Origin of the sequence: Geodermatophilus sabuli (assembly GCF_010686765.1) — a bacterium.
GTDB lineage: Bacteria > Actinomycetota > Actinomycetes > Mycobacteriales > Geodermatophilaceae > Geodermatophilus > Geodermatophilus sabuli_A.
Genome location: NZ_JAAGWF010000008.1, coordinates 337549 through 360867, shown reverse-complemented (window position 1 = coordinate 360867; position 23319 = coordinate 337549). Strand labels below are relative to the sequence as shown.

Annotated in this window: 22 protein-coding genes; 8 read left to right on the top strand and 14 right to left on the bottom strand. The window is 74.6% G+C overall.

Annotation, left to right across the window (positions count from 1 at the left end; all coding sequences use genetic code 11):
- Positions 1 to 15: 15 nt before the first annotated feature.
- Together GCU56_RS08615 and GCU56_RS08610 are read left to right on the top strand one after the other, a co-directional pair.
- Positions 16 to 852, top strand: a complete 837-nt coding sequence (locus tag GCU56_RS08615) for a succinate dehydrogenase/fumarate reductase iron-sulfur subunit (RefSeq protein ID WP_440588736.1) — start codon at positions 16 to 18, stop codon at positions 850 to 852.
- A gap of 177 nt (positions 853 to 1029) precedes the next feature.
- Positions 1030 to 1566, top strand: a complete 537-nt coding sequence (locus GCU56_RS08610; protein WP_163481127.1) for a PaaI family thioesterase — start codon at positions 1030 to 1032, stop codon at positions 1564 to 1566.
- Positions 1567 to 1577: 11 nt separating this feature from the next.
- On the opposite strand, the gene GCU56_RS08605 is transcribed toward GCU56_RS08610, so the two are convergent.
- Complete coding sequence (locus GCU56_RS08605) at positions 1578 to 3869, bottom strand: putative bifunctional diguanylate cyclase/phosphodiesterase (protein ID WP_163481125.1); 2292 nt, start codon at positions 3867 to 3869, stop codon at positions 1578 to 1580.
- Between the two features lie 208 nt (positions 3870 to 4077).
- Here GCU56_RS08605 and GCU56_RS08600 point away from each other — a divergent pair, with 208 nt between their 5' ends.
- The 3 genes from GCU56_RS08600 (at position 4078) to GCU56_RS08590 (ending at position 8393) form a co-directional block, all read left to right on the top strand.
- Entirely contained in the window at positions 4078 to 6384 is a 2307-nt protein-coding gene (locus tag GCU56_RS08600; protein WP_163481123.1) for a putative bifunctional diguanylate cyclase/phosphodiesterase, read from the top strand.
- 90 nt (positions 6385 to 6474) lie between these two features.
- On the top strand, positions 6475 to 7368 hold the full coding sequence (locus GCU56_RS08595) for an acetoacetate decarboxylase family protein (protein ID WP_163481121.1): 894 nt from the start codon (positions 6475 to 6477) through the stop codon (positions 7366 to 7368).
- On the top strand, positions 7365 to 8393 hold the full coding sequence (locus tag GCU56_RS08590; protein WP_204331662.1) for a glycerate kinase: 1029 nt from the start codon (positions 7365 to 7367) through the stop codon (positions 8391 to 8393). The genes GCU56_RS08595 and GCU56_RS08590 overlap by 4 nt, the downstream gene beginning before the upstream one ends.
- 40 nt (positions 8394 to 8433) lie before the next feature.
- On the opposite strand, the gene GCU56_RS08585 is transcribed toward GCU56_RS08590, so the two are convergent.
- The 3 genes from GCU56_RS08585 to GCU56_RS08575 all read right to left on the bottom strand — a co-directional run bounded on the left by GCU56_RS08585 (position 8434) and on the right by GCU56_RS08575 (position 11317).
- Positions 8434 to 9291 carry a CmcJ/NvfI family oxidoreductase gene (locus tag GCU56_RS08585; RefSeq protein WP_163481119.1) on the bottom strand — a complete coding sequence of 286 codons (858 nt, stop codon included), beginning with the start codon at positions 9289 to 9291 and terminating at the stop codon, positions 8434 to 8436.
- Between the two features lie 171 nt (positions 9292 to 9462).
- Positions 9463 to 10485, bottom strand: coding sequence for an ABC transporter substrate-binding protein (locus GCU56_RS08580; protein WP_163481117.1), 1023 nt, complete (start codon positions 10483 to 10485; stop codon positions 9463 to 9465).
- A gap of 211 nt (positions 10486 to 10696) precedes the next feature.
- Positions 10697 to 11317 carry a hypothetical protein gene (locus GCU56_RS08575; protein ID WP_345771728.1) on the bottom strand — a complete coding sequence of 207 codons (621 nt, stop codon included), beginning with the start codon at positions 11315 to 11317 and terminating at the stop codon, positions 10697 to 10699.
- Between the two features lie 179 nt (positions 11318 to 11496).
- On the opposite strand from GCU56_RS08575, the gene GCU56_RS08570 reads away from it, so the two are divergent.
- Positions 11497 to 12765: a Bcr/CflA family efflux MFS transporter gene (locus GCU56_RS08570; RefSeq protein ID WP_163481116.1), complete on the top strand. Its 1269-nt coding sequence runs from the start codon at positions 11497 to 11499 to the stop codon at positions 12763 to 12765.
- A 19-nt stretch (positions 12766 to 12784) separates the two neighbouring features.
- On the opposite strand, the gene GCU56_RS08565 is transcribed toward GCU56_RS08570, so the two are convergent.
- Positions 12785 to 13399: an ATP-dependent Clp protease proteolytic subunit gene (locus tag GCU56_RS08565; RefSeq protein WP_163481114.1), complete on the bottom strand. Its 615-nt coding sequence runs from the start codon at positions 13397 to 13399 to the stop codon at positions 12785 to 12787.
- A 252-nt stretch (positions 13400 to 13651) separates the two neighbouring features.
- On the opposite strand from GCU56_RS08565, the gene GCU56_RS08560 reads away from it, so the two are divergent.
- A complete protein-coding gene (locus tag GCU56_RS08560) occupies positions 13652 to 14896 on the top strand; it encodes a serpin family protein (RefSeq protein ID WP_163481112.1) in 1245 nt (414 codons plus the stop codon).
- Positions 14897 to 14905: 9 nt separating this feature from the next.
- Here GCU56_RS08560 and GCU56_RS08555 read toward each other — a convergent pair whose 3' ends face one another.
- The 9 genes from GCU56_RS08555 to GCU56_RS08515 all read right to left on the bottom strand — a co-directional run bounded on the left by GCU56_RS08555 (position 14906) and on the right by GCU56_RS08515 (position 22458).
- Entirely contained in the window at positions 14906 to 15778 is an 873-nt protein-coding gene (locus GCU56_RS08555) for an alpha/beta hydrolase (RefSeq protein WP_163481111.1), read from the bottom strand.
- 67 nt (positions 15779 to 15845) lie between these two features.
- Entirely contained in the window at positions 15846 to 16847 is a 1002-nt protein-coding gene (locus tag GCU56_RS08550; protein ID WP_163481109.1) for an ABC transporter substrate-binding protein, read from the bottom strand.
- 117 nt (positions 16848 to 16964) lie between these two features.
- A complete protein-coding gene (locus GCU56_RS08545; RefSeq protein WP_163481107.1) occupies positions 16965 to 18146 on the bottom strand; it encodes an acyl-CoA dehydrogenase in 1182 nt (393 codons plus the stop codon).
- A 108-nt stretch (positions 18147 to 18254) separates the two neighbouring features.
- On the bottom strand, positions 18255 to 19166 hold the full coding sequence (locus GCU56_RS08540) for a LysR substrate-binding domain-containing protein (RefSeq protein WP_163481105.1): 912 nt from the start codon (positions 19164 to 19166) through the stop codon (positions 18255 to 18257).
- A gap of 69 nt (positions 19167 to 19235) precedes the next feature.
- Positions 19236 to 20003: a DivIVA domain-containing protein gene (locus tag GCU56_RS08535; protein ID WP_163481104.1), complete on the bottom strand. Its 768-nt coding sequence runs from the start codon at positions 20001 to 20003 to the stop codon at positions 19236 to 19238.
- Positions 20000 to 21139 (bottom strand): globin domain-containing protein, encoded by a 1140-nt coding sequence (locus tag GCU56_RS08530; protein ID WP_163481102.1) that lies wholly within the window; start codon positions 21137 to 21139, stop codon positions 20000 to 20002. The genes GCU56_RS08535 and GCU56_RS08530 overlap by 4 nt, the downstream gene beginning before the upstream one ends.
- Before the next feature lie 257 nt (positions 21140 to 21396).
- A complete protein-coding gene (locus tag GCU56_RS08525; RefSeq protein ID WP_163481101.1) occupies positions 21397 to 21582 on the bottom strand; it encodes a hypothetical protein in 186 nt (61 codons plus the stop codon).
- 177 nt (positions 21583 to 21759) lie between these two features.
- The gene (locus tag GCU56_RS08520) at positions 21760 to 22095 is read right to left on the bottom strand and encodes a PspC domain-containing protein (RefSeq protein ID WP_163481099.1); all 336 of its coding nucleotides are present in this window, start codon (positions 22093 to 22095) and stop codon (positions 21760 to 21762) included.
- 84 nt (positions 22096 to 22179) lie between these two features.
- Positions 22180 to 22458 (bottom strand): hypothetical protein, encoded by a 279-nt coding sequence (locus GCU56_RS08515; protein ID WP_163481097.1) that lies wholly within the window; start codon positions 22456 to 22458, stop codon positions 22180 to 22182.
- A gap of 111 nt (positions 22459 to 22569) precedes the next feature.
- Between GCU56_RS08515 and GCU56_RS08510 the strand changes: the two genes are divergently transcribed.
- Complete coding sequence (locus tag GCU56_RS08510) at positions 22570 to 23316, top strand: SDR family oxidoreductase (RefSeq protein WP_163481095.1); 747 nt, start codon at positions 22570 to 22572, stop codon at positions 23314 to 23316.
- The last annotated feature ends 3 nt before the right edge of the window (positions 23317 to 23319 follow it).

Genomic DNA, 23319 nt, shown 5'->3' with positions numbered 1-23319 from the left:
CCAGCGGAGCGACAAGTGACAGCAACACGTGAGGGCACCATGCGCTCCAGCGTCGGGAACCCCGCGGACGAGAAGCGCGGCATGAACCTGACGCTGCGCATCTGGCGCCAGAAGGGCCCGTCGGTCAAGGGCAGGATGGTGACGTACGAGGTCACCGACATCTCCCCGGACATGTCCTTCCTCGAGATGCTCGACGTCCTCAACGAGCAGCTGATCCTCTCCGGCGACGAGCCGGTCGTCTTCGACCACGACTGTCGCGAGGGCATCTGCGGCAGCTGCGGCCTGATGATCAACGGCACCGCGCACGGTGCCGGGGTCGCGGCGCCGGGGCGCACGACCACGTGCCAGCTGCACATGCGCAAGTTCAAGGACGGCGACACGATCGACGTCGAGCCGTGGCGGGCCAGCGCGTTCCCGGTCATCAAGGACCTCGCGGTCAACCGCGGCGCCCTCGACCGGATCATCCAGGCGGGCGGCTACGTCAGCGTCCCGACCGGCACCGCGCCGGACGCGCACGCCGTCCCGGTGCCCAAGAAGGACGCCGACGCGGCGTTCGACGCGGCCACCTGCATCGGCTGCGGCGCCTGCGTGGCGGCCTGCCCGAACGCCTCGTCGATGCTCTTCACCGCAGCCAAGGTCAGCCACCTGGGGCTGCTGCCGCAGGGCCAGCCGGAACGCAACGACCGGGTGGTCAACATGGTCGCCCAGCAGGACCGCGAGGGCTTCGGGGGCTGCACCAACATCGGCGAGTGCTCGGCGGCCTGCCCCAAGGGCATCTCGATGGAGAACATCTCCCGGCTCAACCACGACCTGCTCGGCGCCCTGCGAGCCGGAGCCCGACCGAAGAGCTGACAGCGGGCCCTCCTGCCCCCGCCCCTCGCGAGCTCGCGGCGGGACCCTGCAGAAGGGCCGACGGCGGGCGGGGGTCCCCTCGGGGGTCCCCGCCGGCGTCGTCTCCCGGGACTTTCGGCGCCACAAGTCCGCGCGCGGTGGTAGCCAGCCTGGGTTCGGTGTGTGAACCTAGACGTCATGACGGCTGAGCTGACGACCGAGTCCACCCCCGAGAGCTGGGGCGAGCCCCGCACCCGCACCGTCGCCTGGCACGACCCGATGGTCACCGCGGCCGGCGCCCTGGTCCGCACCGGGCTGGAGACGATGGAGGCGATCCGCGACGGCATCCTCCCGCCGCCGCCCATCGCCATGCTCGTGCAGCTGGGCATCTCCTCGCTGGAGGAGGGCCGGGTCGAGTTCACCTGCGACGTCGACGAGTCGGTCTACAACCCGATCGGCGTCGTCCACGGCGGGCTGGTGTGCACGGTGCTCGACACCGTCGTCGGCTGCGCGGTGCACACCACCCTGCCCGCCGGGGTCGGCTACACCTCCATCGAGCTGAAGGTGAACTACCTGCGTGCGGTGCACGCCACCAGCGGGCCGCTCACGGCGGTCGGCACCGTGGTGAAGCCCGGGCGCCGGGTGGCCTTCGCCGAGGGCGAGGTGCGCAACGCCGCGGGGCAGACCGTGGCGACGGCGACCGGCTCGCTGCTGGTCTTCCCGATCCCCGCCTGACCGCCGGGCGGTCAGCCCCCGACGCCCGCGGGGGCCCGCCGGGCGTCCAGCCAGCGCTCGAGCGGCTCCGCCGGCAGTGGCCGGCTCAGGTGGTAGCCCTGCACCACGTCGCAGCCCAGGGCCGCCAGCGCGTCGACCGTGGCCTGGTCCTCGGCACCCTCGGCGACGAGCGTCAGCCCGAGGGCGTGCGCCAGCTGCAGCGTGGAGGTCACGATGGACGCCGCCCGCGAGCTGCCGGTCATGGCCGCGACGAACGTGCGGTCGAGCTTGAGCTCGGTCACCGGCAGGGCCGCGAGGTAGGCGAGGCTCGAGTAGCCGGTGCCGTAGTCGTCGATGGAGACGCCGACGCCGGCCTCACGGAGCCGGGCGAGCACGCGGACGGCGCGTTCCCGGTCCTCCATCAGGAGGCTCTCGGTGACCTCGAGCACCAGCGCCGTCGGCGGGACCCCGTGCTCGGCGAGCAGGCCGGCGACCTCCTCGGGGAAGTGCTCGTCGACCAGGTTCGACGGGCTGACGTTCACCGCCACGGTCAGGTCGCGGCCGGCGTCGGCCCACGCCCGCCGCTGGGCCAGGGCGAGCCCGACCACCGCCGTCGTCAGGGGGCCCATGAGCCCGGCGGACTCCGCCAGCTCGATGAAGGCGTCGGGGTACAGCAGCCCGCGGGTGGGGTGCCGCCAGCGCACCAGCGCCTCGACGCCCTCGATCTGCCCGGTCTGCAGCGAGAGCTTGGGCTGGTGGTGGAGCACCAGCTCGCCGCCGCTGATCGCGCGGCGCAGCTGGTCGACCGCCTCGAGCCGGTGGCGTCCCGAGCCGTCGCGCTCCTCGTCGTAGACGGTGGCTCCGCTGCGGTTCGCCTTGGCGCAGTACATCGCGAGGTCGGCCATCTGCAGCAGCTCCTGCGCCGACCGGGAGTGCTGCGGCCCCACCGCGATGCCGATGCTGGCGTCCACGGACAGCGACATGCCGCCCAGCCGGAAGGGTTCCCTCAGCGCCGTGCACAGCCGCTGCGCCAGCGCTCCGGCACCGATGTCGTCGAGGTCGGCGGCGAGGACGACGAACTCGTCCCCGCCGAGGCGGGCCAGCAGGTCCCCGCCACGCAGCTGCGCCGACAGCCGCGGACCGACCTGGCAGAGCAGCGCGTCGCCGACGGCGTGCCCGAGGGAGTCGTTGATCTCCTTGAAGCGGTCGAGGTCGACGACGAGCACCGCTGTCGCGGCCCCCGTCGCGAGCCGGGCGTCGACGGCGGCCAGCGCCTCGAAGACGTGCCGGCGGTTGGGCAGACCGGTGAGCTCGTCGGTCCGGGCCTGGCGACGGCTGTCGGCCAGCGCGCGGACGTCCCGGAAGGTGAGGGCCGTGCGGGCCAGCGCGGCGAGGACGGCGCCCAGCGCGAGCAGCCCGGCCAGCAGCTCGCCGCCGTCCAGGTAGCCGAAGAACAGCAGCAGCAGGGCAGCCAGCGCGCAGACGCCCGGGACGGCCAGCGCGCCGAGCCCCTCCAGCCGCGTGGTGCCGCCCGACCGCGAGGCCTGGCAGGCGGCCAGCCCGAAGCAGGCGAAGGCCACCCCCCAGCCGAGGTCCAGCGGTCCGCCGGTGACGTAGCTGCCGTGCAGCACCTGGTAGGCGTAGAGGGTGTCCGTGACGACGAACAGCGCCATGCCGCTGGTCACCCACCACCAGACGCCGCCGGCGCCCCGGCCGATCACCGCCAGCGCACCGGCGATGAGCACGAGCAGCAGCAGGTCGGCCACCGGGTAGGCGACGGCGATGACGACGGCGCCGGCCGGTCCCTCGGCCATGCGGAGCACCGCTCCCAGGGCGACCGCGGCGGCCAGGGCGGCGGCCGTCAGCCCGGTGACGATCCCGTCCAGCCACATGCTGGAGGTGAGCCGGCTGACCCGGGCCCGCAGCATCCGGAACAGCCCGACGTAGGCGAGCGGGTAGAGGCCCATGTAGCCGAGGTCCGACCAGGACGGCCGCGGGACCACCGGCAGGCTCGCGTAGTAGAACTCGTGTCCCAGTGCCCCCGCCAGGTAGGAGGCCACCCCGGCGGCGAAGCAGGCCCAGGCGATCCGGTCGCGCGGTGAGCTGACGGCGCGGATGGCGAGCACGGTCACCAGGCCGGCGATGAAGAGCAGCTTGCCGCTGCCGGCGAGCACGGCCAGGGAACCGGTCGCCCCGGTCCCCAGGGCCACCAGCGAGGCCACGTACGCGAGGAGGAGGGCAGCCGTCAGCGCCCGGACGGTGCCCAGCGACCGGTCTGTCCGGTGCGGGGACCGCGCGCGACGGCGGGTCGAGGAGCGCTCCATGCAGCAGGGATCGACCACTGCCCGTCGGCTCTCCAGCGCGAGGACTCCGGCCCCCTCCCTCCGGGGGAGGTCACCCCGCCGCGGGCGCTCCGGGACCGCTCACCCCCGTCGGGTGAGACACCCGCCATTGCCGTCCAGGACGCCGCGCCCGGGGTCGATGGGAGCCGGGGACGACGACCGCCGTCCTGCCGCCGACCCGAGGACCGTGATGAGCACCGCAGCTCCGTCGCCGTGGCTCCGAGCCCGGGCGCGCCGTCGTCTGCACCGGCCCGACGACCTGGTGGAGCAGACCCGCTGGGTCTTCCTCGTGATCGCGCTGGTCTCCCTCGCCGCGACCACCCCGGCGGCGCTGGTCGGCGGTGCCTCCTGGGGACCGGCCCTCCTGGTGCTCGCCACCCTGGCACTGACCGCCTCGTGGATCGTCCGCTACCGGTCGCAGGCCGCGCCGGCGGCCCTCGACGCCGTCGACGTCCTCGCCGTGGCGGTCTTCGCCCTGGCCTGCCCGGTGCCGCCCGTCGCCTTCGGCGTGGTGTTCCCCGCGCTGTGGTCCCGCGTCATGTACGGCCGGACCGCGCGCGTCGCCGGGTACGCCGCCGGGCTGTGCGCGGCCCTGCTGGCCGCCACGCTGGTGTGGGGTCTGCTGCCCGGCCGGTCCGGATCGACCGACGTCACCCACGTGGCGGGCGCGCTGCCCGTCCTGCTCCTCACCGCCGTGGGAGCCCGGCACCTCGCGCTGGGCCTGTTCGCCCGGGAGCAGACCCGTGGCCGGGATGCCGCCCTGCTCACCCTCGGCACCGGCCTCGTCGGCGTGACCGACCTGATGGCGATCCGCCTGCAGGGCTGGACGGCGACCACCGAGATCTGCCGCATGACGCCGGGCCTGCGCGTGGCCGTCGTCGCGGACGACGGGAACGGGCACCTGCGCGTCGCCGCCCAGGTGGGCGACTTCGACCGGACGCTGGACGTGCTGCCGCTGGACCTCCTGCCCCACGGAGGCCTCCCCAACGAGTGCCGGGAGGTCACCGATCCCGGGCTGCTCGGGACGGCCGGCGGGTTCACCCGGCAGTGGCTGTGCATGCCACTGCCCGCCTCCCCCGGGCGCTACATGCTGCTCGGCGCACCGGACACCGTCCCCGCCGAGGCCGTCGCCGCCATCCAGTCGATGAACAACCAGGTCGCCCTGGCCACGCGCGGCAGCCAGGCGCACCGGGACCTGCAGGCACAGGCCCGCACCGACAACCTGACCGGGCTGGCCAACCGCGCGGCGTTCACCAGCGCACTCGACGCGGCCGCCGGCGGCGGGACCGGAGCGGCCTGGGTGCTCTTCCTCGACCTCGACGACTTCAAGGTGGTCAACGACGCGCTCGGGCACGCCGCCGGCGACCAGTTGCTCCAGCACATGGCCACCCGCATGCTCGGCGCGCTGCGGGACGAGGACCTCTGCGCCCGGCTGGGCGGCGACGAGTTCGGCGTCCTGCTGCACGACGCCGGCCGGGAGCAGGCCGAGCAGGTCGGCCGCCGCCTCGTCGAGCTGCTGTCGGCCCCGATCCGCCTCGACGGCCGGCTCACCCAGGTGGGCGCCAGTGTGGGCATGGCGGCCCTCGAACCCGGGACGTCGGGTGCCGGGGTCGTCCAGCAGGCCGACATCGCGATGTACGCGGCGAAGGCGGCCGGGAAGAACCGCGTCCAGGCCTTCTCCCCCGCGCTGCTCGAGGCGGACGCGCCGTCCACCCTCGAGCTCGAGCTGCGGGGAGCGGCCAGCCGGGGCGAGTTCGTCGTCCACTACCAGCCGATCGTCGCCACGAGCGACGGCCGCTGCGTGGCGGTCGAGGCACTGGTGCGCTGGGCACACCCGACCCGCGGGCTGCTCGGCCCGGTGGACTTCCTCGAGCTCGCGGAACGGACGGGCCTCATCAACCGGATCGGCGAGCAGGTGCTGCGCCGGGCCTGCGCCGACGCGGCCGGCTGGACCGACGGCGGCCGGCCGGTGGCGGTGCACGTCAACGCGTCGCCCAGGCAGCTGGCCCACCCCCACTTCGTGACCGCCGTCCGGGAGTGCCTGGCCGCGTACGCGCTGGCCCCCAAGCAGCTGATCATCGAGATCACCGAGTCCAGCGTGCTGGACTCCCCCGCGGTCCAGCTGACCCTGGACGTCCTCTCCCGGCTCGGCGTGGGTCTGGCGGTCGACGACTTCGGCACCGGCTACTCGGCGCTGACCACGCTGCGCACCCTGCCGGTCGACGTGGTGAAGATCGACAAGTCCTTCGTCGCCGGCGCGGCCACGGTGGTCGCCGACCAGGCGGTCCTGGAGGCGATCGCCCAGATGGCCGGCCGGCTCGGGCTGGGAACCGTCGCCGAGGGCGTGGAGGACGTCGACCAGCAGCGGTTCGTCGAGCAGGCCGGCATCACCGCCGTGCAGGGCTACCTGCACCAGCGCCCGGTGCCCGCCGCGGAGCTGGCCGCCTGGCTGGCGCAGGAGCGGTCGAGCCGGACGCTGGTGGCGGGGCACGCCTGAGCGACGCGCCGCGCCGCGCCGGGGCCCGGCCCCTGGCTCCGGCGGCCGGTCGGGGCCACCCTGGACCGGACCCGGGAGAGGGAGGCCGCCGTGACGCACCGGGACGACCCCGACGAGTGGGCCGGCGCGACGTCGGCCGCGCAGGTGGGGAACCGTGTCCTGCGGCTGCCGCTGCGGTACCCCGAGAACGCCTGCCTGGCCTCGGTGCACACCGCCGACCCCGAGGCGGTCGCCGCCGCCCTGCCCAGCCCCGAGCTGCGCCCGGCGCGGTGGGTCGACGGCCGGGCGCTGATCTCCGTCGCCGCCTTCCGCTACCGCGCCGTCACCACCGCCGACGACCCGCCCGGGGTGCTCGCGCCCTACGGGGAGCTGGCCGTGGCCGCCGTGGTGACGCGCGGGCCCGCGCCGCGGCTGCTGCCGCTGCTGCGCCGTCGGCTCCCGCTGTTCGTCCTGCACCTGCCGGTCACGACCGCCGAGGCGCGCGACGCCGGCCGGGCCCTCTGGGGCTTCCCGAAGTTCGTCGCCGACATGGACTTCGCCGAGGAACGGCCGGTGCGGCAGGTGACCCTGGCCGAGGGGTCGACCACGGTGCTGACCCTGCGCGTCCGGGGCACGGGTCCGGTCCTCTCCGACCGCCGCCCCGCGGTGATGTACACCGCGCGGCAGGGGGAGCTGCTGGAGACCGTCGTGCCGATGGCCGGCCGGCTGCGCCTCGGCCTCGGCCGCCGGGCGGGTGGACTGGAACTCGGCGACCACCCGGTGGCCCGTGAGCTGCGGGCGATGGACGTCTCCTCCGCACCGCTGGTGGTGTTCGACTACCTCGAGCACCGGAGCCTGCTGCCGCCGGGACGCCCGATCGGCCCGGCCCGGGACCACCCCGGCCACCGGGGTGCCGACCGGGAGTCCGGCCGCTGCACCGTCCGCCACCCGGGCACCCCGCCGCTGGACCTCTGCGCCCGCCCCGTCGCCACCGGACCACGGTGACCACCGGACCCACGGCCGGCACCGGCACACCGCCGTCCCCGCGGCTGCTCGTCTGCCCCGACTCGTTCAAGGGGACGTTCACCGCCCGCGAGGCCGCTCTCGCCCTCGCGCGGGGGGTGGCGCAGGGCGGCGGGTCGGCCGTCGTCCTGCCGCTGGCCGACGGCGGCGAGGGCACCGCCGAGACCCTCCTCGACGCGCTCGGCGGCCGGTGGGTCACGGCGCGGGTCAGCGGGCCCCTGGGCGAGGAGGTGGAGGCCCGCTCGGCCCTGCTGGCCGACGGCCGCACCGCCGTCGTGGACGTCGCGGCGGCGAGCGGACTGCCACTGGTGCCCGAGGACCGGCGGGACGCCGAGCGGGCCAGCAGCCGCGGGACCGGGCAGCTCATCGCGCGGGCCGTGGCCCAGGGCGCCCGCACCGTCCTCGTCGCGTGCGGGGGCAGCGCGACCACCGACGGCGGCTACGACGCCGCCCAGGCCATCCTCGAGGCCGGCGGCCTGCGCGGCGCCGAGCTGGTCGTCCTCAGCGACGTGACGACGCCCTTCGAGGACGCCGCCAGGGTCTTCGGCCCGCAGAAGGGCGCCGCCCCCGACGCCGTCGACCGGCTCACCGGACGCCTGCACAGCCGGGCGGACGGCTATCCCCGGGACCCGCGTGGCGTGCCCCGCACCGGGGCGGCCGGTGGGCTCGCGGGCGGCCTGTGGGCCTTCTTCGGCGCCGAGCTCACCTCCGGCATCGACCGCGTGCTGGACGCCGTCGGGTTCGACGCCGCACTCGAGGGGGTCGAGGCGGTCATCACCGGCGAGGGGCGCCTGGACGAGCAGAGCGCCCACGGCAAGGTCGTCTCCGGGGTGCTGCGACGGGCGGCCGGGCGGCCCGTCCACGTGTGCGCCGGCCAGGTGGCCCTGACCCCGGACGCCGCCCGCGGCCTGGGCATCCGCAGCACGACGACCGCGTCCACCGTCGCCGACCTCGTCCGCGCAGGCGCCCGGATCGCCCGCCGCACCGCCGCGTCGGCACCGGGCTGAGCCCGCGCCGGACCGACGCCGCCCGCCACCGGTCCCGGGGTCAGCGGAAGAAGGCGAAGGTGCGGAACTCGATGCTGTGCCGGGGCGCGGTCGCCTCCACGGTGGGGTCGGCGAACGCCGAGTGCGGCACCCGCCAGGCCCGGCCGTGGTCGGTGTCGTGGAAGACGAAGAACAGCACCTCGTCGCGCGTCATGTCCGGGAAGTACCACCACTCGTGGGCGGGGTTGACGACGAACTCCGAGCCGCTCGTGACCTTCCGCAGCCCGTCGACCGGGCCGAAGGGGTCCTCGGGGATCTCGTCGACGAAGTAGAGGGTGTTGGGGATGCCGTCGTCCGGGGCGACGCTGCGGAAGTCGCACAGCGCCAGCGGCCAGTCCTGCGGCGCGGGGCTGAAGACCCGCCAGGTGCTGGTCGCCACCGCCCGGCTGTACCCGGGACCGTCCGGGAAGTGCTCGGCGTAGACGGCCGCGGCCATGTCGTCGAAGCCCTGGGGTGCGTAGTCGATGTGCACCAGACCGGCCTGGGGCTGCGAGGCGTTCTCCCCCGGGGCAGCCGACCGCCGCAGCACCCAGCCGCGGGAGGCGACCTGGTCGGCGCCGAGCTGCTCCCGGACGAAGTCGAGCACCTCGGGCACGTAGACGGCGTCCACCTCGGCCTTGTCGGTGAAGTCGGTGACGGCGCTGACGTGCCGGGCGATCCGGAACCCGTTCACCTCGACGCTGAACTCGTCCTGCACCGGCCGGCCGTCGCGGATCGGGACGACGTGGGTCTCGTACCGCCCGGTGTTCACGCTGTTGCCGGGTGCGGTGAACCGGCGCAGCACCGTCGAGCCCGGGGCGAGGTAGCTCAGCTCGGCCTGCACGGCGGTCGTCCGCTCGGCCGCGGGGGTCTGCGTCATGGTCGTCGCCTCTCTCGGGCCGGGTCGCACCCGGACGGCCCGAGTCTGCGGCGGCCGCCCGGCGCGGTCACCGGGCGTCCCGCCCCGCGGAAGAGCGGCCAGGACCGGGCCCGGGACACGCATCGCCCGCGGCCGATCGGCCGCGGGCGATGCGTTCGTGCTCGGCCGGGGTCAGCTGGAGGGCTCCCAGAAGAACTCGTCGGCCGCGGGCACCTCGTCGAGGATCCCGTACTCCTTGGCCTTGTTCGGGGCGACCTGGTACTCCTCCTCGGTGTACTCGGACTTGAACAGGGGCATCGTGATCCGCGCGACCAGGGCCGGGTCGGTCTCGGTGTACTCGGTGATCTGCGCCCGCCACTCGTCCGGGTGCTCGCGGGAGTAGTCCAGCGACTCGAGGATCGCCTCCTGGATGCCGGCGAACAGCTCGGGGTCGGCCTCGATCTGCTGCTCGGTCGTGAAGTAGACGCCGGACATGCCCACGCCGTCGGGGACGAGGTCGAGCCAGTTGTCGGCGATGACGCGGCCGCCGGCGTCGAGCGCCAGGGTGCAGAACGGCTCGCCGCAGACGAAGGCGTCGACATCGCCGCTGCCCAGCGCGGTGACCGCGTCGGGCAGGGACATCTCGACGAAGTTGACGTTGTCGGGGTTGCCGCCGTTGACCTCGACCGAGTTGCGGGCGAGGGCCTCCACCTGGCTGTTGAGGATGTTCAGGGCGATCGTGCGGCCCTCGAGGTCACCGGCGTCCTGGATCGCGGGGTCGTTGCCGATGAGGGCGTTGATCTGGCCGCCCACCTCGCCGTTGCTCCACGAGGTCGGTGCGATCGCGGTGACCGGGAGGCCCTCCTCACGGGCCTGCAGGATCGAGGTGATGCCGCTGAAGCCGAAGGCGTACTCGCCGGAGACGACGGCCGGGACCAGCGCGGCACCACCCTGGCCGAAGTTGAAGTTGAGCTCGATGCCGCGGTCGGCGAAGAAGCCCTGCTCCTGCCCCAGGTAGAGGATCGCCACGTCGCTGACCGGGATGATGCCGACCTCGACGGTCTGCGTCTCCCCGGCGCCGCCGCTGCTGCTCCCGGCTGCGGCGTCGCCGCCGCCGGTGTCCCCGCCGTCGTCGCCGCAGGCGCTGAGCACCAGTGCCAGTGCGGCGGCGAGCGGCACCAGCCGGCGCCCGGTGGACGCGGTCGAGCTGCGCATCAGTTCTCCTCGAGGTGGTGCGGTGACGGAGCGGATCACGACCGCGCGTGCGCCATCCGAACACGCGGGCGCTTTCCGGACGGGACGCTAGGTGAGGGCAGTCACAGCGTCAACCGGCCATGCCGTTGCCGACGGTCACGGTGGGCACCGGCACGGGACGTGGAGCGCCGCGACGGCCGCCGAGGGCCCGCCCGAACCGGTCCGCCGCCGGTCAGCGGCTCTGCAGCGCGTCCAGCGCGACGGCCATGCAGGCGGCGACGCGGAAGTCCACCCGCGGGTCCGGCACGGTCACCGAGTACCGGTCGCGGACGGCCTTCTGCCGCTCGCTGACCAGGACCGTCGCGCCGGTCGCGGTGTCGACGAAGTCGAAGTGGAAGACGAAGGGCACCCAGACGTCGCCGAGGTAGGGGATCAGGTCCCAGACCCGCCGGAGGACGGCGATGACCGGTCGGCGCTCGCGGCCGACGGCCTCCAGTCCCGGCACCGACAGGTCCCAGGTGGAGCGCAGCAGGCTCGCGCCGAACTGCTTGCGGAACATGCCCAGGGCCACGCCGTGCTCGTCGTAGACGTCGTGCTCGGCGCGCACGTCGAGCCGCTGGCGGGCCTTGAACGAGAACACCGCGCGGCTCTTGGTGGCGTCGGAGTAGAAGACCACCTCCTCCTTGAGCTTCATCCGCTTCTGCTCGGCCAGGGCCAGCAACTGGCCCTCGGTGCCGTCGGGGTCGGCGGCCAGGATCTCGTACCGGTTGACCATGAGGGTGATCCGCTGTTTGACGAAGAAGGCGGGCACGACCATCGCGGCCGGCGGCTGGGACGCGGGGGGTGTGGTCACGGCTGGGTCTCCGTAGCGGTCGGGGCGGCGGCGAGGACCCATCGTGACCCACCCGAGGCGAGCGGCGGGTGTTCCTCCCCACGCCACCAGGAGGAATGGACGGCGGGTGGGCGGACTTGTCGGTCCACGTACGCGGCCGACGGAGGCCCCGCCCGACGCTCCCCTGATCGAAGGACCCCGTGACCGCCACGCAGAGCCACCCCACGCGCCTCGCCCCACCGACAGCTCCGCCCGTCGGTGCGCGGAGCCGCGCACTGCTGGCCCTCGTCCTCGGCGCGTTCGTCGCCCTCGGACCCCTCACGATCGACATGTACCTGCCGGCGCTGCCGACCATCACCGACGACCTCGCCACCACCTCGGCCACCGTCCAGCTCACCCTGACCGGCACGCTGCTGGGCCTGGCCGCGGGCCAGCTGGTGCTCGGGCCCCTGTCCGACGCGCTGGGCCGGCGCCGCCCGCTGCTGGCCGGGACGGCGCTGTACGTGGTGGCGTCCCTGCTGGTGCTGGTGGCGCCGAGCATCGGCGTCCTCGGCGTCCTGCGGGTGCTCCAGGGGGTGGGCAGCGCGGCCGGTGCGGTGATCGCCATGGCCGTCGTCCGTGACCTGTTCACCGGGCGCGCCGCGGCGACGATGCTGTCCCGGCTCTTCCTCGTCCTGGGCGCCGCGCCGGTGCTGGCCCCGACCATCGGCGGGGAGCTGCTGCGGTTCACGTCGTGGCGCGGCATCTTCGTCGTCCTCGCGCTCTACGGCGCGCTCCTGGTCGCCTTCGGTGCCTGGGGACTGCGGGAGACGCTGCCGCCCGAGCGCCGGAGCACCAGCGGGTTCCGCGGCACGCTGGGGACCTACCGGGGGCTGCTCCAGGACCGGACGTACGTCGGCCTGGTGCTCGTCGCCGGCCTGACGATGGCCGGTCTGTTCAGCTACGTGTCCGGCTCCTCGTTCGTCTTCCAGAGCCAGTTCGGCCTCGACGAGCAGCAGTTCGGCCTGCTGTTCGGCGCCGGCGCGTTCTGGCTGATCGCGGCCACCCAGCTCAACCCGGTCGTGCTGCGCCGCTGGGCGCCGGCCCAGATCCTCGTCGCGGGCGTGATCGCCGGGACCATCGCGGGATCGGTGCTGCTGGTGCTGGCCCTCACCGGTACCGGCGGCCTGCTCGGCGTCCTGATCCCGCTGTGGGCCGTGCTGTTCTGCGGCGGACTGGCACTGCCCAACGCCCCGGCGTTGGCGCTGTCCCGGCACGGCGAGGCGGCTGGTGCGGCGGCGGCCCTGCTGGGCGCGGTCCAGTTCGGCGTCGGCGCGGCCGTGGCTCCCTTCGTCGGCCTGCTCGGCAACGACGCGGCGGCGATGGGCACCGTCATCGTCACCGCGCTGGTCCTGGCGATCGCCGTCCTGGTGCTCGTCGTCCGGCCGTGGCGGCTCACCGACGTCCCGGAGGACGCCGCCGCCGGTTGAGCCGGCCCAGGTCGGCTCGTCAGGCGGTGAGCGGGTCGTCGCCGGCCGGCAGGGCGGCCGCGGAGCTGATGACGTGGTCGACGAAGCCGTAGTCGCGCGCCTCGGCCGCGGTGAACCACCGGTCGCGGTCGGCGTCCTGCTCGATCCGCTCGACGGTCTGCCCGGTGTGGCGAGCCTGCAGCTCGGTGAGCTGCCGCTTGAGCCGGCGCAGCATGTCGGCCTGGATGGTGACGTCGGACTCCGTGCCGCCGAGGCCCGCGGAGGGCTGGTGCATCATGATCCGCGCGTGCGGCAGGGCGTACCGCTTCCCGGCGGTGCCGGCCGCGAGCAGGAACTGCCCCATCGACGCGGCCATCCCCATGGCGTAGGTGGCGACGTCGCAGTCGATGAACTGCATGGTGTCGTAGAGCGCCATCCCGGCCGACACCGAGCCGCCCGGCGAGTTGATGTAGAGGTGGATGTCGCGGCGCGCGTCCTCGGCCGAGAGCAGGAGCATCTGCGCCGCCAGCTGGTTGGCGATGTCGTCGTCGACCTGGCTGCCCAGGAAGACGATCCGCTCCCCCAGCAGCCGTTCGTACACCGAGTCGGGGAGGCTCGCGGGGGCGGTGGCCAGGCGCGGGGACGGAGCGGTCATGGCGGGTGCATTCCTCCGGACGTCGGTGGGAGTTCTCCCCGGAGCCAATCAGTGACTTCCCCGGACGGCCATGACGGAATGGCTCTTTCCGCTTTCCGCTGAACGATTGCGCCGAGTGCGGAATGGCCTTGACGAATCCCTCTCCCGACGCGGTCGGGGCCGGGCGGCCCGGGCGGGCGGCCTTGCGGCGGATGGTCCGCCGGCACGACGATCGGCGCAGCCGGGTGGGTCCGGGGTCGGAGGAGGTGCCGGGTGGGGTCTGGTCCGTGGCGCGGGCCGCGGCTGGTCGTCGCGGCCGCCGCCGCCCTGGCGCTGGCCATGTGCGACAGCACCGGCGCCACCGCCGTCGTGCACCGCGGCACGGCGTCCGAGCTCGCTCGCGGTGACCTGACCGCCACCGACGTCGCCGCGGCGCAGACCGCCTTCGGCGTCGACCTGGTGCGGGAGATCTGCGCGGGACGGGCCGGCGGCACCCTGCTGCTGTCCCCCACCTCGGCCGCGCAGGCCCTCGCCCTGCTGCACCCCGCCGCGACGGGGCGGACCGCCGTGGACCTCGGCGCCCTGCTGCACCTCCCCGAGTGGTCACCGGACGTGGCCGCCGCGCTGCGCGACCACACCGGCGCGCTCTCCGCCCTGCGCTCCGACGCGGACCCGGACGACGACGACGCGCCCGACGCCCTGCGGGTGAGCAACCGGCTGTGGACCGCCTCGGGACTGCACCCCGACCGGCGTTACCTCGACGACCTCGCGACAGCCTTCGCCGCCGAGGTGCGGTCCCTGGACTTCGCCGAGGACCCGCGGGCGGCCACCGCGGCGATCGACGAGACGGTCGAGGAGGACACCGCCGGGCTCATCCGCGGCCTCTTCGACGATCCGCTGCCGGCGTCGACCGCCGTCGTGCTGACCAACGCAGTCCACCTGCGGGCGCGGTGGGCGACCCCGTTCACCGGCACCACGGAGGCCCGCTTCGCCGCTCCGTCGGGCGCGGTGACGGTCGGCATGATGCGCGGCGGCTCCGGCACCGCGCACCGGATCGCCGGCTGGGAGGCCGTCGAGCTGCCCTACCGGGACGGCACGCTGGCCGCCGTCGCCGTCCTGCCACCGGAGGACACCGACCCGTGCGCCGTCGACGGGGCGCTGTTGACCGACCTCGCCGCCGCCTCGCCGGAGGAGGTCGACGTGAGCCTGCCGACGATGCACCTCGAGCAGTCGCACGACCTGCTCGGCCCCCTGACCCGGCTGGGGCTCCCGCTGCAGGGCGACTGGTCGGCGCTCGGCCGGCCGGGGCTGGAGATCTCCCAGGTGGTGCAGAAGACGTACCTGCGCGTGGACGAGCGGGGCACCGAGGCCGCCGCCGCGACCGGCGTGGCCATGGCGGTGTCGGCGCGGGCGCCGCGCCGGACGGTCGTGTTCGACCGGCCCTTCCTCTTCCTGCTGACCGACACGCGGACCCGCTCGCCGCTGTTCCTCGCCGTGGTGTCCGACCCGACCGCCTGAGAGCCGCGGTCAGAGGTGGGCGTCGACGAAGCCGGTCACGTGGGCGGCGACGGCGGCCTCGGCGCCGCCGTACTCGTGGCCGGCGCCGGGGACCTCGACGGCGGTCCGGTCGTCGACGTCGAGCCGGTCGAAGAGCTCCCGCCAGGCTGCTGCCCGCGTCTCCGCGCCGCCCCACAGCATCAGCAGCGGGGACGGCGAGGCGTTGCAGCCCTGCAGCCAGCGGTCGGGACGCTCGGCCAGCCGCTCGAGGAACGACTCGGCGGAGATGGCGAAGTACCAGGCGGGCACCGGCAGCAGCAGGTGGCCCTGGCCGCGGGCGACCAGCTCCTCGGCCCGCAGCCGCGCCCGGTCCAGCGCGGCGTCGTCGGCGAACCACGCCGACAGGGGGAACCGCACCGAGGTCAGCGGGGAGAGGAAGACCCTCCCCGCCACCTCCCCCGGCCCCGGCGCCCAGTCGCCGAGGAAGTAGCCCCCGGCCGAGTGGGCGACGACGACGACCGGCAGACCGGTCCGCTCGCGCAGCCAGTCGACCCCGGCGCGGATGTCGACCGGTCCGTCGGCCAGCCGCTCCCACATGCCGCCGTACGCGGCCTCCGCGCCGGTCGCGATCCCGGCGGCGTCGCCGAGCCGGCTGTAGGCGAGGTCGTGGCAGCGCAGGTTCAGCGACAGGTGCACGAAGCGGTCGGGGGCCAGCAGTGGCGGGAGCGTCCGCGACGGGCCGGAGTAGAAGTTGCCGCCCTTGCCGTGCACGTGCAGCAGGGCCGCCCGCCCGCCGTCGGCCGGCGGGGGCAGCAGCATCCCCTGCAGCAGGACGCCGTCCGGCGCCGGGACGTCGACCAGCTGCGGGCCGCCGGTCGGCAGGCCGGTGGCTGTCGTCGTCATCGTGCTCCCCTCGTCGGGGACGGCCTCGCCCCGGTGCGGCGCGACGGACGCACCGGGGAGCGGGCCGTCAGTCGTCGAGGATCGCCTCGTCGTAGTCGATCTCCTCCTCGAGCAGGCCGTACTTGACCATGCGCTCGCCGAAGGTCTGGATCGACTCCGTGTCGTTCTTACCGCGCCACTGGATGAGGTTGATCCTCTCGGCCAGAGCCGGGTCGAGCTCGATCAACTCGGGCAGCGCGGCACGGAAGGACGCGGGGTCCTCGCGGATGTCGTCGGCGGTCGCCTGCACGGCCCGCCCGAAGGCCTCGACGACGTCCGGGTTGGCCGCCACGGTCTCGTCGGTCATGACCATCGTGCCGATCTGCAGGCCGGGCTCGATCCCCCACCACGGCCGGTGGACGACGCGCAGCCCCTGGTTCTGGCCGATGGTCGCGAACGGCTCGATGAGGATGCCGGCGTCGACGTCGCCGCGGTCGATGGCGGCGAGGATCTCCGGGAAGGGCAGCTCCACCGGGCTGATCGCGTCCTCCGCGAAGCCCTGGTCGTCGCGGATGTCGCCGATGGCCAGGTCGTTGACGTTGCGCAGCGCGTTGACCCCCATCCGGATGCCCTCGAGGTCCTCCGGCCCCTGGATGGGGCTGTCGGCCCGCACGAGCACCGCGGCGAAGTCGCCGTCGGCCTCCTCGGACGTCGCGCTGCCGGCGGCGACCATCTTGATGGGCAGGCCGCGGCCGATGCTGGTGATGGCCGAGACCAGGTCCAGGCCGAGCACGTCCATGTCGCCCTGCACGAGCGCCGGCACGGTGGCGGTGCCGCCGGCCGGGTTCACCCGCGCCTGCAGGTCGATGCCCTCGTCCTCGAAGTGCCCCCGCTGGACGCCGTAGGCGACGAAGGAGAACGGGCCACCCGGCGTCTCGGCCATGGTGAGGGTGGTCAGGCCACCGTCACCGGAGGCGCTCGAGGTGGCCGCGGCGTCCGGCGAGTCGCCGTCGTCGGACCCGCCGCAGGCGGCGCTGAGCATGAGCACCCCCGCGGTCACGGCGGCCCATGCGGATCTCGACGACTTCATGCTTCTCCTCGGGAGTCGTTCGGGTGCGGGCCCCGGCGAGGGCCGCGCTGTAACGTAGGTCACCATTCCGAGCTGCGCAACGCAGCGCGTGGAAGTTCCGCGCTTCGGAATGACGGGTCACTTCAGGGCGAAGTGCACCCAGCGCTTCCCCTCGGCCAGCCCGGCCAGCTCCCGTCCGGCGGACTGCAGGACCAGCGGGGATGAGGAGATGTGCTGGGTGCCGCCGTGCACGTCCCGGAACAGCCGCTGGACGACGCCGTTGCGCAGCGCCTCGCTGCCGACGGACACGTAGACGAACTGGGCGATCTCGGCGACCGAGAACGTCGCGTTGTTCAGCGCCACCCGGTTGAGGGTCTCCAGGCGCAGCGGGATCGACCCTCCCCGGGCGAGCACGTCCTCGATCTCCGCCCACACCTCGTAGAGGAGCGCCTGGGCGGCGCGCAGCTGCACCTCGGCCTTCGCGTAGTGCTCGGCGAACGCGGCGGTGTCGGTGGCCGCCCCGGGGCGGCCGGTCTTCGCGCGGACGACGGCCGCGAGCTCGTCGAGCAGTCGCCGGCCGACGCCCAGGGCCCAGGGCCCGTGGTTGAGGCTGGCGTAGTTGCCGATGCCGATCCGGTAGAGGTCGCCTCCGGTCACCGGCTCGGTGCTCAGCGACGGGTAGCTGTAGGTGATCGGGACGAAGTGGTCGGACAGCGTGTAGTCGATGCTGCCGGTCCCGCGCAGGCCCAGCACGTCCCAGTTCTCGATCAGCGTGACCTGCTCGACCGGCACGATGAAGAAGCGCGTCTGGCCGGTCTCGGTGTCCGCCGCGGCGGTGTGCAGGTGGGTGGCGTGCTTGATCCCGGAGGCGAACGCCCACTCGCCGGTGAGCCGGTGACCGCCGTCGACCGGGACCGCCCGCCCGGGCCGGGTGCCCTGGCCGGCGATGCCCAGGCGCGGGGTGGCGAACAACTCGCGGGCGGTGTCCTCGTCGAAGAAGGCGCCGGCGAGGCCGGTGACCATGGCCAGTGCCATGGTCACCCACCCGGTGGAGGGGTCGGCGTAGGACAGCGTGCGGTAGAGGTCCATCAGCTGCCGGGGGGTCATCTCCGCCCCGCCCAGCTCGCGCGGCGTGAACCCCGAGACCGCCCCGACCCGGTACAGCTCCTCGATGACCGGCTCGGCGATGCGCCCGGTGCGGTCGTTCTCGGCCCCGTGCCCGTCGACGAGGTCGAACAGACCCTCGGCGGCACGGAGGACCTCGGCGGCCTCGAACGGCGTCGCCGTCGCCCCGGCCGGCTGCTGCTGCACCGTCGTCATGTCCCGCCCTCCACCCGTCGGCGCGCCAGTGTGTGCGCCGCCACATGAATGTAGGGACCGATCGCGCCGACGACGATGCCCCGGTGATAGGCACCCGGGCCGCGGTGATCACTTCTCGGCATGCACGTCCGGCTCCGGTGGGTCGGCCCAGGGACGTAGCCGGAGGAAGTTGGCCAGCACCGGCGGGCCGGGGTCCGCGTGCCACAGCGCGCCCATCGTCAGCGACAGGCCGCCCTCGGCGAGGGGGACGTAGGCCACCCCTCCCTGCGCGGCCAGCCGGGAGGACGCCGGCGCGAACGCGACGCCCAGTCCCCCGGCCACCAGGCCGATCGCGATCGACGTGCTGCTCACCTCGTGCGCCACCCGGGGGCTGAAGCCGGCGCCGGTGCACGCCGCGACGTAGTAGTCGTGCAGTTCGGGCTCCACCGCGCGGTCGATGAGGATGACCTCCTCGTCGGCCAGGTCGGCGAGGCGTACCTCGGGCCGCTCGGCGAACCGGTGGCCGCGGGGGACGACGACCAGCACGGGCTCCTCGCTGACCACCTCGGTGCGGAGGTCCGGCCGCGGCGCGACCGGGAGCCGGGTGAAGGCCAGGTGGAGGGTCCCGTCGGTGATCCGCTCGATCGCCGTCCGGCTGGTGGCCTCGCTCAACGCCAGGACCACGCCGGGGTGGTGCCGGCGGAAGACCCGCAGCGACCGGGGCAGCAGGTCGGCGAGCGCGGGCTGGATGAACCCGATGCTGAGCCGGCCGACCTCTCCGCGGGTGACCGCCCGGGCCCGGTCGACCGCGCCGTCGGCCCGGGCGAGCACCTCGACGGCCTCGCCGAGGAAGACCCGCCCGGCCTCGGTCAGGCTCACCCCACGGCGGTCCCGGTCGAGGAGCTGCACGCCCAGCTCGTGTTCCAGCGCGCTGATCGACTTGCTCAGTGCCGGCTGGACGATGTGCAGCTTGTGCGCCGCCCGGCGGAAGTGCAGCTCCGAGGCGACCGCCACGAAGTAGCGCAGGTGCCGCAGCTCCACGGGCGGGGACCTCCTCGGGTCAGCGGCGACCGGCGTGGCCACCGCCCGGCGATGGTGCCCCCCGCGGTGTCAGCGCCGGACGGCGACCTCCACCCCACCCTCGCCGGCCGCCGCGTCGCCGCCCGGCCCGTCGTCCAGCGGCACCTCGCGGGCCACGTTCAGCGCCGTCGTCCCGCCACCGCCCTGCGGCGCCCGCTGGGCCGGCGCCCGCAGGGGCGCCTGGATCAGCGAGGCGGGGTCGGCGCGGCCCCACTCGGTCTCCACGTCGGTGAGCAGCGCCTCCAGGTAGGCGCGCAGCTGCGTGCGGCAGGCCTGCCCGAACGCCTTGAGGTAGGCCACCTGCTCCTCGAGTTCCTGCGTCGTCCGCTCCCGCGGCTCGGCCGACACGACGGCGGGGCCACCGCCGACCATCCGGGCCGCCGCCTCCTGGGCCGCCTGGATGATCGCGCCGGCGCTCTCGCGTGCGCGGCGCAGCTGCTCCTCGTACTGCGCGCGGGCGTCGCTGGTCATCTGCCGGCTGAAGTCCTCGGCCTCGGCCACGTAGCTGTCGGCCGTCTGCTGCGCGGTGGCCAGGAGCAGCACCGCCTGGTCGCTGGGCGCCACGTCGGCCGGGACGTCGTCGAGCTGGGACTGCAGGGTGCGCACCCGGTCGCGCAGGGCAGCCTTCTCCGCGTGCAACCGGGTCAGCTCGTCGGCGACCCGGTACAGGAAGTGGTCGACCTCGGTGTCGCTGTACCCGGGGCGCAGCATGGTGGCCCGGGTGAACCGCACGTGGTGCAGGTCGGCCGGCGAGATCCGCCGGTCGCCGGCGCCGGCCTCGTGCTCGTCGCTGGTCATTCGGTCACCTCTCCGTCAACACTGGGCCCCGGTCGGCTGGGGGCGAAGACCTCGGTACGGATGCGTTCTCGCCGGACGCCGTGACCGACCAGCCGGGCGACGGTGTCCTCCACCATGACGGCCGGGCCGGCGACGTAGGCGTCCCGGCTCAGCCAGGGGCCGTGCCGCATGACGACGTCCCCGACGTCTCCCTGCTCCAGCGCGGACTCCTTGTCGTCGGAGACGGCGAGGGTGACGGTCAGCCAGGGGTGCTCCTGCTCGAGCCGCTGCAGGTCGGCCCGGTCGTAGAACTGGTCCTCCAGGCGGGCGCCGACGAAGAGGTCGACCCGGCGAGGAGGCCCGTTCCGGGCGACCTCGTCCACGACCGCCTTGAGCGGCGCCAGCCCCATGCCCCCGGCCACGAGCAGCAGGTCCCGGTCGGACCCGGCGTCGAAGGTCAGGTGCCCCATCGGGGGGCCGAGGCGGAGCACGTCGCCGACGCCCACCCGGCGCACCAGCGCGGTGCTGACCGGGCCGCCGTCGCGCGCCTTGACGTGGATGTCCAGCGTCCCGTCGGGACGACGGGCGTTGGCCGGCGAGTAGTAGCGCCACAGCTTGGGCCGGATGTCGGTCTCCAGGGAGATCGACTGGCCCGGCCGGTGCTCGAAGGGCTCCCGCGGCGTGATCCGGAGGACGGCGATGTCGATGGTGCGGCGCTCGTGCGCCACGACGTCGGCCTCCCACCAGGCGGGCTGGTCCGCGGCCTCGTCGGCCGCCTCGATCATGACCTTCGCGACCAGCTGGTAGGCCGCCGTCCAGTCGTGCGCGAGCTGGGCGTTCCAGCCGTCGTCGAAGTGCTGCAGGGTGGCCAGCAGGCTGGCGCCCACGGCCGGGTAGTGCTCGGCGACCGTGCCGAACTTGCGGTGGTCGCGGCCGAGTTCCTGCAGGATCGGCACGAGCGAGTCCAGGTCGTCCACCCGCGCCACGACCTCACCGAGGGCCGAGAACAGCCGGTCGCGCTGGTGGGCCATCGACAGCGGGAACAGCTGCCGCGTGTCGGGGTGGGTCAGGAACAGGTGGGAGTAGAAGTACAGGGGCGCCTCGTCGCCGGCCGCTGCCGCCTTGCTGAAGTTGGCCCGCATCGCAGGGATGTCCACGCACCCTCCTCGGGAGCTGGGAGCTCGGATGGGGCGGTCAGCCGACCAGCGGGGAGTCGGCGGACGTGGCCGTCCCGGGGCCGCCGGACCGGTCGGGGCGTTCGTGGGTCGACATCAGCACTCCGTTCCCCCCGTGCCGTCTCCGATCACGCCGTCGGCCGCGCGGACGACGCCAGCCCCTCATGCCTCCACAGCCGGTGATCATGCTGTAGCCACTGGCAACCGTAGCGATGCACCGGCCGTTGCGCGATCTCGGGTCAGCCGGGAGGCGCCGCCCGCCAGGCGGCCCGCCACTCCGGTGCCGGCCACCCCTCCGTGACGTGGACCGTCTCCCGGGACACCGGCTCCCCGCGGAGCTCGAGGACGTCGACGCCGAACGACCACGGCCCGTCCTCGTAGCGGCTGCCCAGCTCGACGACCCAGACGTCGTCGCGTCCGCGCACGCGACGGATGTCGACGTCGATGGACGTCGCGGGGTGGTCGCGCCGCCATCCGAGGACGCCGTGGGTGGACCTGTCCGCCGCGCCTGGATACGAGCCGTGGCACCGCGTCGGGGCACCGTCCGGCGTCGCGCAGGCCTGAGGGGTGGCTGCAGGCCCTCGGTCATCGCCCGCTCGACGTCAGGTCCGCGGAGAGGTCAGGCGGGTGATCGCGTCGTGCAGCCGGCCGGCGAGCTGGTCGAGAGGGCTGCGGCCGGCGTCTGCGGCGACCGGGGCCGGGGGCATGAGCACCCACAGCAGCAGGTAGACGAGGACGCCCGCGCCGCCGGCGAGGGTGAGCCCGACGAAGCCGACCCGCCACAGCAGGCTGTCGATGCCGCTGTACTCGGCGAGGCCGCCGCAGACGCCGCCGGCCAGCCGGTCGGTGCCGCTGCGGCGCAGCTGGGGCCGGCCGCCCGGCTGGGGAGCGACCGGCTTCTCGAACGACGGAGGGGTGGGAGGCACGCTGGTTGTCATGGGAGGAGCCTGTCGCCCGGCGGACGCCGGGACCATCGGGGAACGCCCTGGTCCGACCCCGGTCGTCCGCGTCGGGGGATCCCCTCAGAGGCCGATGAGGTGGCCCAGCGCGGCGGCTCCGAACCCGACCGCCAAGAGCACGATGGCGCTGCTCCGGTCGAAGGAGTTGCCCCGCAGCGCCTCGACGAGCGCCGTCCGGTCCGCCGCCGGGTCCGGCGCTCCGGGTGTGGCCTCGCTCCACCGGCGGAGGGCGGTGCCGGTCCGCCGCCGCTCCCTGGCGAGGAGGGCCAGCCCGGCCAGCTGAGCCGATACCGCCACGAGATGGCAGACGACGGTCAGCGCGGTCTGCGCGGTGTCGCTCATGCGGGAAGCGTGCCCGACGTCCGGCCCGGGGGGGCAGGACCGCGAGACTGTCGACGGTCGGCACGGCTGCCCGCCGGCGACCTGCCCGGCACCCGGGAGGAGGGAGACGCGATGAGCCAGGGGGTGTGCGTCGTGACCGGGGGTGGCCGGGGCATCGGTGCCGCCACGTGCCTGCGCCTGGCCCGCGACGGCTGGGACGTCTGCCTGTCCTGGACCAGCCGCGAGGACGCCGCCGCACGGGTCGCCGCCGCGTGCCGGGACGCCGGCGCGCGCACCGCCGTGGTCCGCGCGGACGTGTCCCGCGAGTCCGACGTGACCGCCCTCTTCGCCGCCGCCACCGAGCTCGGGCCGGTGCGGGGGCTGGTGAACAACGCCGGCAGCCTCGGCCGGCAGTCCCGGGTGGAGGACCTCGAGGCCGCCCGCGTGGAGCGCACCGTCGCGGTCAACCTGGTCGGGGCCATCCTGTGCGCCCGTGCGGCGGTCCGGGCCATGTCGACCCGGTGGGGTGGGTCCGGCGGCGCGATCGTGAACGTGTCCTCCCGGGCGGCCGTCCTGGGTGGCCCGGAGGAGTACGTGGACTACGCGGCGGCGAAGGCGGGCGTCGACGCCCTCACCGTCGGCCTGGCGAAGGAGGTCGCCGCGGACCGGATCCGCGTCAACGCCGTCCGGCCGGGACTCATCCGGACCGACATCCACGCGTCCGGCGGTGAGCCGGGCCGGGTGGACCGGCTGGCACCGTCGGTGCCCATGGGCCGGGGTGGAGAGCCCGAGGAGGTCGCCGCGAGCGTGGCCTGGCTGCTGTCCGCGGAGTCGTCGTACGTGACCGGGTCGATCCTCGACGTCGCGGGCGGGCGGTGACCG

Excerpts from the sequence above, each read along its gene's own strand:
- GCU56_RS08545 (WP_163481107.1), bottom strand. The coding sequence starts at position 18,146 with ATGACGACGGTGCAGCAGCAGCCGGCCGGGGCGACGGCGACGCCGTTC.
- GCU56_RS08565 (WP_163481114.1), bottom strand. The coding sequence starts at position 13,399 with ATGACCGCTCCGTCCCCGCGCCTGGCCACCGCCCCCGCGAGCCTCCCC.
- GCU56_RS08605 (WP_163481125.1), bottom strand. The coding sequence starts at position 3,869 with ATGGAGCGCTCCTCGACCCGCCGTCGCGCGCGGTCCCCGCACCGGACA.
- GCU56_RS08510 (WP_163481095.1), top strand. The coding sequence starts at position 22,570 with ATGAGCCAGGGGGTGTGCGTCGTGACCGGGGGTGGCCGGGGCATCGGT.
- GCU56_RS08585 (WP_163481119.1), bottom strand. The coding sequence starts at position 9,291 with ATGACGCAGACCCCCGCGGCCGAGCGGACGACCGCCGTGCAGGCCGAG.
- GCU56_RS08610 (WP_163481127.1), top strand. The coding sequence starts at position 1,030 with ATGACGGCTGAGCTGACGACCGAGTCCACCCCCGAGAGCTGGGGCGAG.
- GCU56_RS08535 (WP_163481104.1), bottom strand. The coding sequence starts at position 20,003 with ATGACCAGCGACGAGCACGAGGCCGGCGCCGGCGACCGGCGGATCTCG.
- GCU56_RS08515 (WP_163481097.1), bottom strand. The coding sequence starts at position 22,458 with ATGAGCGACACCGCGCAGACCGCGCTGACCGTCGTCTGCCATCTCGTG.
- GCU56_RS08520 (WP_163481099.1), bottom strand. The coding sequence starts at position 22,095 with ATGACAACCAGCGTGCCTCCCACCCCTCCGTCGTTCGAGAAGCCGGTC.
- GCU56_RS08600 (WP_163481123.1), top strand. The coding sequence starts at position 4,078 with ATGAGCACCGCAGCTCCGTCGCCGTGGCTCCGAGCCCGGGCGCGCCGT.
- GCU56_RS08550 (WP_163481109.1), bottom strand. The coding sequence starts at position 16,847 with ATGAAGTCGTCGAGATCCGCATGGGCCGCCGTGACCGCGGGGGTGCTC.
- GCU56_RS08555 (WP_163481111.1), bottom strand. The coding sequence starts at position 15,778 with ATGACGACGACAGCCACCGGCCTGCCGACCGGCGGCCCGCAGCTGGTC.
- GCU56_RS08580 (WP_163481117.1), bottom strand. The coding sequence starts at position 10,485 with ATGCGCAGCTCGACCGCGTCCACCGGGCGCCGGCTGGTGCCGCTCGCC.